The sequence below is a fragment of the Dryocola baronae genome (assembly GCF_051297175.1).
GTDB lineage: Bacteria > Pseudomonadota > Gammaproteobacteria > Enterobacterales > Enterobacteriaceae > Dryocola.
The window spans coordinates 3,393,458-3,407,333 of record NZ_JBINNY010000001.1 but is presented as its reverse complement, the minus strand read 5'-3'; the positions used below and the strand labels follow the sequence as shown (position 1 = coordinate 3,407,333).

The following is a 13,876-nucleotide window of genomic DNA, read 5'->3' as shown; positions in this document are numbered from 1 at the left end:
GCCCAACATATAAACTCCTGAGCGCCCTCACCATCAGCCCCATAAGAAAATTCCCCACGACATCCCGCCTAAAATTCGCTATCTTGTTTAGAATATAAAACAATGGCGGCCCTATCTGGCTCATATGAAGCAGAATCCCGCTAATTTTGTTAAGCTAAGAAAACGAGATTGCATGATGAGCGTGATGTTCGATCCCGAAACAGCCATTTATCCGTTCCCGCCGAAGCCCGTGCCATTAAGCGTGGACGAAAAACAGTTCTATCGTGAAAAAATCAAACGCCTGCTGAAAGAACGCAACGCGGTGATGGTCGCGCATTACTACACCGATCCAGAAATTCAGGCGCTAGCGGAAGAGACCGGTGGCTGTATTTCGGACTCGTTGGAAATGGCGCGCTTTGGTGCCAACCATCCCGCTTCGACTTTGCTGGTCGCCGGGGTACGTTTCATGGGCGAAACGGCAAAAATTCTCAGCCCCGAAAAAACGATTCTGATGCCCACCTTGAACGCGGAATGTTCATTGGATCTCGGCTGTCCAATTGATGAGTTCAATGCCTTCTGCGAGCAACACCCCGACCGTACGGTCGTAGTCTATGCTAATACATCCGCAGCCGTTAAAGCTCGCGCTGACTGGGTCGTGACATCCAGCATCGCCGTTGAATTGATTGAACATCTGGATAGCCTCGGCGAGAAAATCATCTGGGCTCCGGACCGTCATCTCGGCAGCTATGTACAGAAGCAGACCGGCGCAGATGTCCTGTGCTGGCAGGGAGCCTGCATCGTACATGACGAATTCAAAACCCAGGCGCTGGCCCGCATGAAGGCGCTTTATCCTAATGCGGCGGTTCTGGTTCACCCTGAGTCGCCGCAGGCCGTTGTCGATATGGCCGATGCCGTTGGCTCAACGAGCCAGCTGATTGCTGCGGCAAAAACGCTGTCTCATCAGCAGCTTATCGTCGCCACGGACCGGGGCATTTTCTATAAGATGCAGCAGGCGTGCCCGGATAAGGAGCTGCTGGAAGCGCCCACGGCGGGAGAAGGCGCAACGTGCCGTAGCTGTGCCCATTGCCCTTGGATGGCTATGAACGGCCTCAAAGCTATCGCTGACGGGCTTGAACAGGGCGGAGCGGCTCACGAGATTCATGTGGATGCTGCGCTGCGTGAAGGGGCTCTCGTGCCGCTTAACCGAATGTTAGACTTTGCTGCAGAACTACGTCGTACGGTAAAAGGCAACGCGTAAGGACATTACGCTCAGGAGAAAATATGGATTTCTTTAGTACGCAGAACATTCTCGTCCACATTCCAATTGGCGCGGGAGGCTATGATTTATCGTGGATCGAGGCGGTGGGGACGATTGCCGGGCTGCTGTGCATCTGGCTCGCAAGCCTTGAGAAGATCGCTAATTACGCTTTTGGGTTAATTAACGTCACCCTTTTTGCGATTATTTTTTTCCAGATTCAACTCTACGCCAGCCTTTTGCTGCAGCTCTTTTTCTTCGCAGCCAACATTTACGGCTGGTACGCCTGGTCCAGACAGACCAGCGGCAATGAGGCTGCGCTGCGCATCCGCTGGCTGCCGCTGCCCAAAGCCCTGGCCTGGCTCGCCGTTTGCGTCGGCGCGATTGGCCTGATGACCGTGTTTATCGACCCGGTGTTCGCCTTCCTGACGCGCATTGCCGTTTCCGTGATGCAGGCGCTTGGCCTGAACGTCACTATGCCGGCACTACAGCCGGATGCCTTCCCGTTCTGGGATTCCTGCATGATGGTGTTATCCATCGTGGCGATGATCCTGATGACGCGCAAATACGTTGAAAACTGGCTGCTGTGGGTGGTGATTAACGTTATCAGCGTCGTTATTTTTGCCCGACAGGGCGTATATGCGATGTCGCTTGAATATCTCATTCTGACATTCATCGCGCTGAACGGTAGCCGGATGTGGATCAAAAGCGCGCGCGAGCGGGGTTCACACGCGCTTTCCTAATCAATGGTGATAAGCATGGCCCGGGTGGTCATGCTCGTTTAGATCGCAGTCTGGCCCATGGCAGGGCTGATATTCCATCTGCACCGTTGCGTGTTCAATCTGATATTCATGCTCCAGGAAGTGATGAATGCGGCCAAGCAGCGCATCGTGATCGTGCGGGGGAACCACCTGCACGTGAAGCGTCATTAGCGGCTTCTCGCCAACCAGCCAGACATGTACGTGATGGACGTTACGCACTTCCGGAATGCCCCGCGACAGCTTTCTCTTCATCGCCTCAATATCGATAGCGCTCGGCGCACCTTCAAGCAGCTCATTCACGCTCTCTTTAAGCAAACTCCACGCGCTGCGCAGCACCAGGCAGGAAACCAGTACGGAAAGAATCGGGTCAATCGGTGTCCATCCGGTCCAGAGAATCACCAGCGCGGCGACTATAGCCCCAACCGAGCCAAGCAAATCCCCTAAAACATGCAGCGCCGCAGCCCTGACGTTAAGATTCTTTTCTTCGCTGCCGCGATGCAGGATCCAGAACGAAGCGATGTTTGCGAGCAGGCCCGCGAAAGCGATGATCAGCATCGGCCATCCTGCAACCGGCTGCGGATGGTTAAAGCGCTGAATAGCTTCCCAGACGATCAAAATGGTGATCACCACCAGCGCGATAGCATTCACAAAGGCGGCGAGGGTGGTTAACCGCAGCCAGCCAAAAGTATGACGAGCGTTAGGCGGGCGGCGAGCGAAATTAACGGCGACCAGCGCAACCAGTAGGGCGGCCGCATCGGTGAGCATGTGTCCCGCATCGGCCAGTAGCGCCAGCGATCCTGAAAGAATCCCGCCGATAACCTCTGCCACCATGAACAGCGCGGTGATCGCAAATGCCCAAAGCAGGCGTTTACCGTTGGAGTTGTGAGATGAGGGTTGATGTGAATGAGCCATAGTTTCCCGCTAGCCGTTGCATTAGTGGGTTAATTATAACTGCCATCACATTCATGTTATTGAAAATTTAGCGATAAAAAAGGAGAGCCGAAGCTCTCCGTTTTGACAACCGTCCGGTTACTGAGAAGTACCGTCGGTTTTTGTATCGACGCTATTGCCTGTACCGGTTTCAACCTTTTTGTTGATATCCGGACAGCGGCCGTCTTTACACATTGTGTTTTTATGTACGTCTTCAGCGCTCATCCCTTCACCTGACGCGCTGCTGCCTTTGTCATTTGGATGCAGCAGGGTGCCAGATTTATTCACATCGTTGTTATCTACCCCTTTCGGAGCGAGGTTCTGATGCGCGTCCGGTGCCGTCTGGCCCGCTTCGGCACTTGAGTTTGCCTGACCATTGTTGTTACCCCCGGCAGGGGTATCTGCGGCCAGCGCTGCGCCGCTTGCGGCGGAAAGAGAAGCTGTGAGGAAAAGCATGGCTAATTTATTCATTGGTATGCTCCTGTTCTGGTTGTTATTGCTGGATAACTTTCCAACAGTGCAACGAACTATGCTGATCGAGCCGGGTTTGGCAGTAAAAGATATCGGCAACTGAAATGTGATCAGAATACAATTTTGAAAAAATGTCTTTTTTCAGCGTTAACATTAAAAATTGTAGCGTCGATCTCACTTTTCGCCAGATTTTGGCGCTTTTAAACACAATTCCAGGAATAATCCGTCTGAAGTGTAAAATGCCGTTTACACTTCAGACATGAAGATATAGATTGAAGGGATTGCAACTTTCATAAAATAGAAAATATCCCGGAAATAACATGAATTATCAGAACGACGACTTACGAATCAAAGAGATCAACGAACTCCTTCCACCTGTAGCGCTGTTAGAGAAATTCCCGGCCACTGAGAAAGCAGCCCAGACGGTTTCCGGCGCTCGCAAAGCCATACACAAGATCCTCAAAGGCAACGATGACCGCCTGCTGGTTGTCATCGGGCCGTGCTCCATTCACGATATTAAAGCCGCTAAAGAGTACGGCGCGCGCCTGCTGGCGCTGCGCGAGGAGTTGCAGGGCGAGCTGGAGGTGGTCATGCGCGTTTACTTCGAAAAGCCGCGTACCACCGTTGGTTGGAAGGGGTTGATAAACGATCCGCACATGGACAGCAGCTACCAAATCAACGACGGCCTGCGCATTGCGCGCAAGCTGCTGCTGGACATCAATGACTCCGGCCTGCCTGCTGCCGGTGAATTCCTCGACATGATTACTCCGCAGTATCTGGCAGACCTGATGAGCTGGGGTGCAATCGGCGCGCGCACCACGGAATCTCAGGTACACCGTGAACTGGCATCAGGCCTGTCCTGCCCGGTAGGTTTCAAAAACGGCACCGACGGTACGATGAAAGTAGCCATCGACGCCATCAACGCTGCGGGCGCGCCACACTGCTTCCTGTCGGTGACCAAATGGGGCCACTCGGCTATCGTCAATACCAGCGGTAACGGCGACTGCCACATTATTCTGCGCGGCGGCAAAGAGCCCAACTACAGCGCGGCCCATGTTGCGCAGGTTAAAGAAGATCTCGTGAAAGCCGGTCTTCCAGCCCAGGTCATGATTGATTTCAGCCATGCCAACAGCAGCAAGCAGTTTAAAAAGCAGATGGAAGTAGGCAAGGACGTTTGCCAGCAAATCGCCGGGGGCGATAAGGCCATTACCGGCGTGATGATTGAAAGCCATCTGGTAGAAGGTAATCAAAACCTCGAGAGCGGCGAACCGCTGGTCTACGGTAAAAGCGTCACCGACGCCTGCATCGGTTGGGAAGACACTGAAACAATTCTACGCCAGCTGGCCGATGCGGTAATAACGCGCCGCGGCTAACTATCTCCAATAAAATAGGTCTGACAAATCATTATGTCGATTAAGGTTTGCCAGGCCTTTTATTTAGTTTATATATAAGTATATTTGAAACTACTATTCAGTTAATCAACAATCAAAGGAATGTTACTGTTGCCTCTCCAAAATGGAATTTAGAGGCAAAAATGAAAAATATATTTAGGGCTACTACGGCATTGTTGATTTTAGGCCAAAGCTTACCTCTTGGCGCTGCGGTCAGCGTTATGTCTTATGTCAGCGATGGTGAGGATATTAAAGAAGATACCAGCCAGTATGCGGTAATCGCTAACGGAAGCGATACAACATATCCTCCTCTCCTTCAGAACGGACAACAAGCTGTTAAGACTCAGCCGGTTAATGATATTACCATCAGAGCAACTCTATCAAAAATATCCAGTGACTCTAGTCGGGTGGTAATCTCCGAAGCCCAACGTCAAGTTGTTCCAAATCCTCTTGTAACGGGTTCTACCTATAATACTCCTGCACCTGCTGTTACTCCTGAGGATGTAATGTCGACGTCAGGTGAAATTGTCTGGCAGGTTGATGGCAAAGAAAAGAAAGTCGAGTACTCCATCGAATCAGATAGTTATGAAGATGCTTTGATGTCTTTGCAGACGCTAAAACAAAAGTATGCATCTTTAATCCACCAAGAGGTATCGACTACCCCGCATTACTACGGTTCGCTTGGTTCACCAAAAACATGGAGCGCGCAAACCACACCTGGTGAAATACATTACGCAGATTGGGCGGATGGTAGGCATTATTTTGAATCGTTATTTGCGGGGAATGCTAAAAAAATCAGTGCTTATTATCCTGAGAACAATAAAAGCAATAAGTACTGGAAGGTTATCCATCCAAAAGAATATTATGTAGTTACATCAGATCCACAATATGCCCGTACTGCATATACTGTTGATGATGAAAAAAATGCCAAACCTGTCATATTGAAGCAGTACCAGGAAATTAATCGTATTAAATCACTTTATGGCGATGCTTTTAAAGGAACAATTATTAACGGAGATATTACAGATTTTGGGCACAGATGGCAGTGGAACACGATGGACGAGGCGTTCAAAACGCTCAATCATGATTATTGGTATGGCTTGGGCAATCATGATTATGCAAATAATGTTAATGATTGTTATCAGAATAATTGTGCCATCCGCAGTATTCGCAACCTTATTGAACATATTAAAACGCGCAAAAACGTACAGTCAGTTGATTATACAGCCATTTCAGGTTATAAATTCCCATCGTTGACAACAGATTATACAGGTAGCTTCTCTTATACTTTTGATATATCAGGCATCAGATTTATTCAATTGAATAACTATCTTGATTACACTACAGACTATTCTGGATTTGTTGCTGAGCAAGCCCGCCGCTATAATGTACATGTTATCTCTGGGCGGGAATGGTATGAAGAGCAGCTGGCGGATGCTCGTAAAAAAGGAAAAGCGATAGTAGTTCTTTCCCATAATGGTAATTATAATAATGGTGATGCACTTTTCGCTAAATATGAAGCTACTACAGAATTTTATGGCCATACCCATAAATTAGCAGGATCGGGTAGAGCCTTTAATAGTGGCGCTACTTTCCTTGGCGATTTTTTGTTTATTGAAGTCAATAATATCTCTCGACAGATGAATGTTTATGCTGTTCGCAATAATGATTTTTCAAAGAGACAGTTATTGAGTGTTGCCAACTTAAAAGTACCTGTTACAGATTTAACACCTTATAAACAGAAAGCCTTTACTATTACATTGAAAAATGGCGGTGGCTATATAGGTATTTATAACGTCAACTATACGCGTGAAGATGGTAGTAAATCATCTACACAATATAGACTGGCATTAGGTAACTCAGTGCAGATACAAATACCACGTGCCGCGAGTAACATTAATGTTCATGGTGCGACGAGAAACGGGCGATTTTTGTATGACACCAAATTAAATGACTACAAAAACGTTTGCTTGAAAAGCTGGGGCACGCTACCGCGCAATCTGAAGTGGGTGTGGTGCTAAAGGTTGAGTAGCAATTTGTAAAACTAACGATATTTAAAATAAAAGGCGTGGTCTAAACCACGCCTTTTTCACATCTGGCGAATTACTTCGCTTTGCCCTGGTTGGCAACCGCTGCGGCTTTTGCTGCGATTTCGTCAGCATTGCCCAGATAGTAGCGTTTCAACGGCTTGAAGTTCTCGTCAAACTCATACACCAACGGCACGCCGGTCGGGATGTTCAGCTCAAGAATTTCTTCTTCGCTCAGGTTATCAAGGAATTTAACCAGCGCGCGCAGGGAGTTGCCGTGCGCGGCAACGATAACGCGCTCGCCGCTTTTCATGCGTGGCAGAATGGTTTCGTTCCAGTAAGGGATAACGCGGTCAATCGTCAGCGCCAGGCTTTCGGTAGTAGGCAGCTCTTTGTCAGTCAGTGACGCGTAGCGCGGGTCGTGGCCCGGGAAGCGCTCGTCATCACGAGTCAGCTCTGGCGGCGTCACGGCAAAGCCACGACGCCATTGTTTAACCTGCTCGTCACCGTATTTTTCTGCGGTTTCGGCTTTGTTCAGACCCTGCAGCGCGCCGTAGTGGCGCTCGTTCAGCTTCCAGGATTTCTCAACCGGCAGCCAGGCCTGGTCCAGTTCATCGAGGATGTTCCACAGCGTGTGGATGGCACGTTTCAGCACGGAGGTATAAGCAAAATCGAAGGAGTAGCCTTCATCCTTCAGCAGTTTACCTGCCGCTTTCGCTTCGGTTTTACCCTTCTCAGAGAGATCAACGTCATACCAACCGGTGAAACGGTTTTCGTTGTTCCACTGGCTTTCGCCGTGACGAACCAGTACCAGCTTAGTAACAGCCATAGTTTACTCCTTAATAAGCCTGCGATTAATGATAACGATTATCATTATATTGCCGTGGGGCGACCTGCGGCAATCTAAACGTTTAACATAGCGAAAAAGAGCGCGAAGTGTAAGGTGGATGTGAATCTTCGGTTATTATTTGTGGGGTTTTGGCGGGATATTCAGCAATCAGGATAAGAATTGCCCTCCCGTTGCGGGAGGGCACAAGGCTACTGCGGAATAAACTGGTACTGCGTCAGGCTGCGGTACTCTGCGCCAGGCGTAAGCCAGCAGTCCGGCTGCGGCCATTCCGGGTGATTAGGGCTGTCCGGCAGGAATTCGCTTTCCAGCGCCAGGCCCTGATACGCCGTATAGGTTCCCTGTTCGCGGGCGGGTGTGCCGTCCAAATAATTCCCGGTATAAAACTGCAGCGCGGGTGCGGTGGTAAACACAGTCATTTGCAGCTGACTATCGCTAGACCAGACCTGCGCCGCAGGAATACCGGCATCGCCTTTAGTTTGTAGCAGGAAGGCATGATCGTAACCTTTCACCAGCACCTGGTCTTCTTCGCTCAGGAAGTCGTCGGCGATGGTTTTCGGCTGGCGGAAATCAAAGCTCGTGCCTTCGACGCTTTTCAGCCCCGCCTGCGGGATACCGTTGCCGTCCACCGGCAGGTAGCTGTCGGCAAAAAGCTGCAGGCGATGCTGACGCACGTCGTTCTGCGCGCCGTCCAGGTTGAAATAGGCGTGATTTGTCAGGTTAACCGGGCAGGGCTTATCAACGCCCGCGCGGAACTCGATAGACAGGCGGTTATCTTCGGTCAGTGAATAGTGCGCCGTTACGCGGCAGTCGCCGGGGAAACCCTGATCGCCATCGGCAGAATCCAGCGTGTACAGCACTTCCTGTTCGTTCTGACGCACGATCCGCCAGCGGCGTTTATCAAAGCCTTCCGGCCCGCCGTGCAGCTGGTTCACGCCCTGGTTTGCCATAAGTGTGAAAGTTTCCCCATTGCGGCTGAACTGGCTATTGGCGATGCGGTTGGCGTAGCGGCCCACCGTCGCGCCCAAATAGGCCGCCTGGTTTACGTAGTCTTCCGGCGTCGCGCAGCCCAGCAGCGTTTCTCTGACCGTATGGTCTTTCATCGGCACGCGGCACGACAGCAGCGTCGCGCCCCAGTCCATCATGGTCACGACCATCCCCGCGCCGTTACGCAGGGTGGAGATGCGGTACGGCTGACCGTCAGGCGCGAGCTGAGGTGTCTCTTTTAGCATTGCCCGGCCCCCTCTGACGCTTTGCATACGTAAAACGTTTCTTTAATGCCGGTTTTCGCTTCGTATTGTTCAGCCACCGCTTTTTCTACCGCTGGCACCAAATCTTCTGGGATCAGCGCCACGATGCAGCCGCCAAAACCGCCGCCGGTCATGCGAACGCCGCCTTTATCGCCGATGGTAGCTTTGACGATCTCAACCAGAGTATCGATTTGCGGCACGGTGATTTCGAAATCATCGCGCATTGACGCGTGTGATTCCGCCATCAGCTGGCCCATCCTCAGCAGGTCGCCTTTTGCCAGCGCGTCTGCGGCCTCAACGGTACGAATGTTTTCTGTTAAAACGTGGCGCACGCGCTTCGCAACGATTGGATCTAGTTCGTGTGCAACGGCGTTGAATTTTGCTAGCTCTACGTCGCGCAGGGCCTTCTGGCTAAAGAAGCGCGCGCCCGTCTCGCACTGCTGGCGACGGGTGTTGTATTCGCTGCCAACCAGGGTACGTTTGAAATTGCTGTTGATGATCACCACGGCCACGCCTTTTGGCATGGACACGGCTTTCGTGCCAAGAGAACGGCAGTCAATCAGCAGCGCGTGGTCTTTCTTGCCCAGTGCGGAAATCAGCTGGTCCATAATCCCACAGTTACAGCCGACGAACTGGTTTTCAGCTTCCTGGCCGTTTAACGCCAGCTGCGCGCCGTCCAGCGACAGGTGATAAAGCTGCTGGAAGACCTTGCCAACGGCCACCTCCAAAGAGGCAGAAGAGCTGAGGCCCGCGCCCTGCGGCACGTTTCCGCTGATGACCAGATCCGCACCGCCAAAGCTGTTGTCGCGTTTTTGCAGATGCTTCACCACGCCGCGCACATAGTTTGACCACTGCTGGGTATCGTGGGAAAGAATTGGCTTATCCAGGGAGAACTCGTCGCTTTCATTGTCATAATCTGCGGCAATGACGCGCACCATGCGGTCATCACGTTTTGCGCAGCTGATTACCGTCTGGTAATCGATAGCGCACGGCAGGACAAAGCCGTCGTTATAGTCGGTGTGCTCGCCAATCAGGTTAACGCGGCCCGGAGCCTGAATGGTCAGCGGGGCAGGGTAGCCAAACGTATCGGCGAAAATCTGCTGGGTTTTATCTTTCAGACTCATTGTTACTCTCCGGATTCGCGATAATGGACGTCGGACACCGCGCGAAGGCGTTCTGCGGCTTGCTCAGCGGTTAAATCTCGTTGGGTTTCAGCCAGCATTTCATAGCCGACCATGAATTTACGCACCGTCGCGCTGCGCAGGAGTGGCGGATAAAAATGCGCGTGAAGCTGCCAGTGGCCGTTTTCCTCGCCGTTGAACGGCGCGCCGTGCCAGCCCATCGAATAGGGGAAGGAGCACTGGAAAAGGTTGTCGTAACGGCTGGTGAGCTTTTTCAGCGCCAGCGCCAGATCGCTGCTTTGCTCTGCGGTCAAATCGGTGATGCGCAGCACGTGAGCTTTCGGCAACAGCAGCGTTTCAAACGGCCACGCGGCCCAGTACGGCACCACGGCAAGCCAGTGTTCGGTTTCAACGACGGTACGGCTACCGTCTTTCAGTTCCCGCTGGGCGTAATCGACGAGCATAGGCGAACCCTGCTCGGCAAAGTATTCGCGCTGTAAAACGTCTTCTCGCGCAACCTCATTAGGCAGAAAACTGTTCGCCCAAACCTGACCGTGCGGATGCGGGTTAGAGCAGCCCATCGCGGCGCCTTTGTTCTCAAAAACCTGTACCCACGGGTAGGTTTTACCGAGATCGGCGGTCTGTTCCTGCCAGGTTTTCACCACTTCTTCAAGGGCGGGAACGGAGAGCTGCGGCAGCGTTTTGCTGTGATCGGGCGAGAAACAGATGACGCGGCTGGTGCCGCGCGCGCTTTCGCAGCGCATCAGCGGATCGCCGCTTGCGGGGGCGTCCGGGGTGTCGGTCATCAGCGCGGCAAAATCGTTTGTAAAAACGAAGGTGCCGGTATATTGCGGATTCTTGTCGCCGGTAACGCGGGTGTTGCCCGGGCACAAGAAACAGTCCGGATCGTGGGTCGGAAGCGTTTCCTGCGAAGGCGTTTCCTGCGCTCCTTGCCAGGGGCGCTTGGCACGATGCGGAGAAACCAAAATCCATTGACCCGTCAGCGGGTTAAAACGGCGATGTGGATGATCCACCGGGTTAAACTGCTCCATCACTTTTCCTTAATCCGGATAGCCTTGAGGGTGGCGGGACTGCCAGCGCCACGTATCGTCTGCCATTTCCTGCAGCGTACGGCTGACACGCCAGTTGAGTTCTCTATCTGCTTTACCTGCGTCGGCCCAGTAGGCGGGCAGATCGCCGTCGCGGCGAGGGGCGAAGTGATAATTCACCGGCTTGCCGCAGGCTTTGCTGAAGGCATTGATAACGTCCAGCACGCTGCTGCCGACGCCCGCGCCCAGGTTATAAATGTGCACGCCGGGTTTGCCCTGAAGCGTTTGCATTGCGGCAACGTGGCCGTCGGCCAGATCCATCACGTGTATGTAATCACGCACGCCGGTGCCGTCTTCGGTAGGGTAGTCGTTGCCGAATACCGCCAGAGAATCACGGCGGCCAACGGCAACCTGCGCGATATACGGCATCAGGTTGTTTGGAATGCCCTGCGGGTCTTCACCCATATCGCCTGACGGATGCGCGCCAACCGGGTTGAAGTAGCGCAGCAGCGCCACGCTCCAGTTTGGCTGGGCTTTTTGCAGGTCGGCCAGAATCTGTTCCACCATCAGCTTGCTGCGACCGTAAGGGCTGGCCGGGGTGCCGGTAGGGAAACTTTCAACATAAGGGATTTGCGGCTGATCGCCGTAAACGGTCGCCGAAGAGCTAAAAATGAAATTGGTGACGTTGGCTGCACGCATAGCGGAAATCAGGCGCAGCGTACCGGTAACATTGTTGTCGTAATATTCCAGCGGCTTGTTAACGGATTCACCCACCGCCTTAAGGCCTGCGAAGTGGATAACGGCGTCAACCTGATGGTCATGGAAGATTTCTGCCAGCAGCGCTTCGTCGCGGATATCGCCGTCGATAAACAGAGGATGCTTACCGCCCAGACGCTCGATGACCGGCAGCACGCTGCGCTTGCTGTTACAAAGATTATCGAGAATGACAACCTCATGACCATTTTGCAGCAGTTGCACACAGGTATGACTGCCTATGTAACCGCTACCACCCGTTACCAGAACTCTCATTTTTCGCTCCATTACGCCTATGGTATGTATTAAACATAGCATATCAGAGAAGCAAAAAGTGTGACATGCGATAAATTAGTGGAATCGTTTACACCAAGTGGCTTATCGCATAAAAAACGGTGAAAAATCATTATAAATCAATAATGACTGCCGATGCTCTTGCGGGTTGTCCGAAAGTAAGGACGTGGCGTAAAACGTTACGCCACATAGGGGTTTAGCGAGGGGGTAATTCTTCAAATTCGTAGCGATACCTGTCGCCATCCGCCACAAAGCTGAGCCGCCTGGTGATACATTCCGGCGCATCTTCAGCGTGATGCGATACGAACAGCAGCTGGGTTTCACCTTCGCCGATCAATATATCGACGAAGCGGCGAACAAGCTGGCGGTTAAGCGGGTCTAGCCCCTGCAGCGGCTCGTCCAGGATAAGCATCGTGGGGTGCTTCACTAACGCCCGCGCAATCAGCGCCAGGCGCTGCTGTCCCCATGAAAGGCTATGGAAGGGCGCGTCGGCTATGGCGTTATTCATGCCGAGCATATTAAGCCACTCCCCGGTGAGCTTTTTCTGCCGATCCGATACCGCTTGGTATATGCCGATGGAATCAAAGTAGCCGGAAAGTATCACGTTGCGCACCGAGGTGCTGACGCGATATTCCAGGTGCAAACTGCTGCTGACGTAGCCGATATGCTTTTTAATATCCCAGATGGTTTCGCCGCTGCCGCGCCTACGGCCAAACAGCGTTAAATCATTGCTGTAACCCTGCGGATGATCTCCGGTGACGAGGCTTAACAGCGTCGATTTACCCGCACCGTTTGGGCCGACAATCTGCCAGTGCTCGCCGGGGCTTACCGTCCAGGTTAGCTCGTGCAGAATGGGCCGATCGTTATATTCAACCACGCCATTTCGCAGGACGATACGTGGCTCATCGCCGGGCAGAGTAAATCGGGCGCTTGGGTCGTCCGCTTCCGGCAGCGCAACGCCCGCAAGCTTCTCGCTGTGCGCCAGCTGTGCTATCAGCGCCTGCTGAAGAAGCTTTTCTCTTTCGCCGACCTCAATTAGCGTGCAGTCTGCCAGCACGCCCGCATGCTGAACAAAGTGAGGAATTTCATCAAAGCGATTGAGCACTAAAACCAGCGTATAGCCGTTTGCGCTCAGCTCGCCCAGCAGGCTGGCCAGCTGCTCGCGGGACTTCACGTCAAGCCCATCAAACGGCTCATCCAGGATCAGCAAATCTGGTTTTGACATCAGGGCCTGGCAAAGCAGCGTTTTGCGAGTTTCCCCGGTGGACAGATATTTAAAACGTCGTGAGAGAAGCGGCTGAATACCAAACAGCGCTGCCAGTTCATCGCAACGCGCCGGGTCCTTGACCTCTTCCTGAATAATTTCTGCCGCTGTGCGCCCCGTATCGTCTTCATCCGGGCTAAGCAGATCGGTATTGTTTCTCTGCCACTCATCGCTGACCAGCTTCTGAAGCCGTTCAAAGGAGAGATGGGCAATACGTGAGAACGAGCTAGAACGTTCGCCTTTGATTATCGGTAGCGAACCGGCAAGCGCGCGGGCAAGGGCGGATTTGCCGCTGCCGTTCGCGCCAACAAACGCCCAGCTTTCGCCCAGGCGGAGGGTCAGGTCATTAAGAGTAAGAGTTTGTGTATCGCCAAGACGAAACGATCCTTGCGAAATTTGCAACGCAGACATGTTTTATCCCATTTTGTGCGGTGATTAACCTCACATTGACGGATTGCCCGCGCCGTTGTCAATTCACAGGTTA

At 52.5% G+C, this 13,876-nt stretch carries 12 protein-coding genes; 4 read left to right on the top strand and 8 right to left on the bottom strand.

The window, feature by feature from the left end; all coding sequences use genetic code 11:
• The first annotated feature begins 175 nt into the window (after positions 1-175).
• Together nadA and pnuC are read left to right on the top strand one after the other, a co-directional pair.
• Positions 176-1,237, top strand: a complete 1,062-nt coding sequence (gene nadA / locus ACSPHG_RS16220) for a quinolinate synthase NadA (protein ID WP_435956044.1) — start codon at positions 176-178, stop codon at positions 1,235-1,237.
• A 23-nt stretch (positions 1,238-1,260) separates the two neighbouring features.
• Positions 1,261-1,977 (top strand): nicotinamide riboside transporter PnuC, encoded by a 717-nt coding sequence (pnuC, locus tag ACSPHG_RS16215; protein ID WP_435954535.1) that lies wholly within the window; start codon positions 1,261-1,263, stop codon positions 1,975-1,977.
• Here pnuC and zitB read toward each other — a convergent pair whose 3' ends face one another.
• On the bottom strand, positions 1,978-2,907 hold the full coding sequence (zitB, locus tag ACSPHG_RS16210) for a CDF family zinc transporter ZitB (protein WP_435954534.1): 930 nt from the start codon (positions 2,905-2,907) through the stop codon (positions 1,978-1,980).
• Positions 2,908-3,024: 117 nt separating this feature from the next.
• Positions 3,025-3,402: a YbgS-like family protein gene (locus tag ACSPHG_RS16205; RefSeq protein ID WP_435956043.1), complete on the bottom strand. Its 378-nt coding sequence runs from the start codon at positions 3,400-3,402 to the stop codon at positions 3,025-3,027.
• A gap of 314 nt (positions 3,403-3,716) precedes the next feature.
• On the opposite strand from ACSPHG_RS16205, the gene aroG reads away from it, so the two are divergent.
• Both aroG and ACSPHG_RS16195 read left to right on the top strand, forming a co-directional pair.
• Positions 3,717-4,769 carry a 3-deoxy-7-phosphoheptulonate synthase AroG gene (gene aroG / locus ACSPHG_RS16200; protein WP_435954533.1) on the top strand — a complete coding sequence of 351 codons (1,053 nt, stop codon included), beginning with the start codon at positions 3,717-3,719 and terminating at the stop codon, positions 4,767-4,769.
• A 161-nt stretch (positions 4,770-4,930) separates the two neighbouring features.
• Positions 4,931-6,808: a metallophosphoesterase family protein gene (locus ACSPHG_RS16195; protein WP_435954532.1), complete on the top strand. Its 1,878-nt coding sequence runs from the start codon at positions 4,931-4,933 to the stop codon at positions 6,806-6,808.
• 82 nt (positions 6,809-6,890) lie between these two features.
• On the opposite strand, the gene gpmA is transcribed toward ACSPHG_RS16195, so the two are convergent.
• The 6 genes from gpmA to modF form a co-directional block, all read right to left on the bottom strand.
• Positions 6,891-7,643 carry a 2,3-diphosphoglycerate-dependent phosphoglycerate mutase gene (gene gpmA / locus ACSPHG_RS16190; protein WP_435954531.1) on the bottom strand — a complete coding sequence of 251 codons (753 nt, stop codon included), beginning with the start codon at positions 7,641-7,643 and terminating at the stop codon, positions 6,891-6,893.
• 209 nt (positions 7,644-7,852) lie between these two features.
• A complete protein-coding gene (gene galM / locus ACSPHG_RS16185) occupies positions 7,853-8,893 on the bottom strand; it encodes a galactose-1-epimerase (protein ID WP_435954530.1) in 1,041 nt (346 codons plus the stop codon).
• Positions 8,887-10,035 (bottom strand): galactokinase, encoded by a 1,149-nt coding sequence (gene galK / locus ACSPHG_RS16180; protein ID WP_435954529.1) that lies wholly within the window; start codon positions 10,033-10,035, stop codon positions 8,887-8,889. Before galK ends, galM begins: the two co-directional genes overlap by 7 nt.
• A gap of 2 nt (positions 10,036-10,037) precedes the next feature.
• Positions 10,038-11,084 (bottom strand): galactose-1-phosphate uridylyltransferase, encoded by a 1,047-nt coding sequence (gene galT, locus ACSPHG_RS16175; protein WP_435954528.1) that lies wholly within the window; start codon positions 11,082-11,084, stop codon positions 10,038-10,040.
• Between the two features lie 9 nt (positions 11,085-11,093).
• A complete protein-coding gene (gene galE / locus ACSPHG_RS16170) occupies positions 11,094-12,110 on the bottom strand; it encodes a UDP-glucose 4-epimerase GalE (RefSeq protein ID WP_435954527.1) in 1,017 nt (338 codons plus the stop codon).
• A gap of 214 nt (positions 12,111-12,324) precedes the next feature.
• On the bottom strand, positions 12,325-13,803 hold the full coding sequence (modF, locus tag ACSPHG_RS16165) for a molybdate ABC transporter ATP-binding protein ModF (RefSeq protein WP_435954526.1): 1,479 nt from the start codon (positions 13,801-13,803) through the stop codon (positions 12,325-12,327).
• Positions 13,804-13,876: the final 73 nt, after the last annotated feature.

What these genes read in the sequence shown, in the direction of transcription:
- gpmA (WP_435954531.1), bottom strand. Translation starts at nt 7,643, where the DNA reads ATGGCTGTTACTAAGCTGGTACTGGTTCGTCACGGCGAAAGCCAGTGG.
- galE (WP_435954527.1), bottom strand. Translation starts at nt 12,110, where the DNA reads ATGAGAGTTCTGGTAACGGGTGGTAGCGGTTACATAGGCAGTCATACC.
- zitB (WP_435954534.1), bottom strand. Translation starts at nt 2,907, where the DNA reads ATGGCTCATTCACATCAACCCTCATCTCACAACTCCAACGGTAAACGC.
- galM (WP_435954530.1), bottom strand. Translation starts at nt 8,893, where the DNA reads ATGCTAAAAGAGACACCTCAGCTCGCGCCTGACGGTCAGCCGTACCGC.
- nadA (WP_435956044.1), top strand. Translation starts at nt 176, where the DNA reads ATGAGCGTGATGTTCGATCCCGAAACAGCCATTTATCCGTTCCCGCCG.
- aroG (WP_435954533.1), top strand. Translation starts at nt 3,717, where the DNA reads ATGAATTATCAGAACGACGACTTACGAATCAAAGAGATCAACGAACTC.
- galK (WP_435954529.1), bottom strand. Translation starts at nt 10,035, where the DNA reads ATGAGTCTGAAAGATAAAACCCAGCAGATTTTCGCCGATACGTTTGGC.
- ACSPHG_RS16195 (WP_435954532.1), top strand. Translation starts at nt 4,931, where the DNA reads ATGAAAAATATATTTAGGGCTACTACGGCATTGTTGATTTTAGGCCAA.
- modF (WP_435954526.1), bottom strand. Translation starts at nt 13,803, where the DNA reads ATGTCTGCGTTGCAAATTTCGCAAGGATCGTTTCGTCTTGGCGATACA.
- pnuC (WP_435954535.1), top strand. Translation starts at nt 1,261, where the DNA reads ATGGATTTCTTTAGTACGCAGAACATTCTCGTCCACATTCCAATTGGC.
- galT (WP_435954528.1), bottom strand. Translation starts at nt 11,084, where the DNA reads ATGGAGCAGTTTAACCCGGTGGATCATCCACATCGCCGTTTTAACCCG.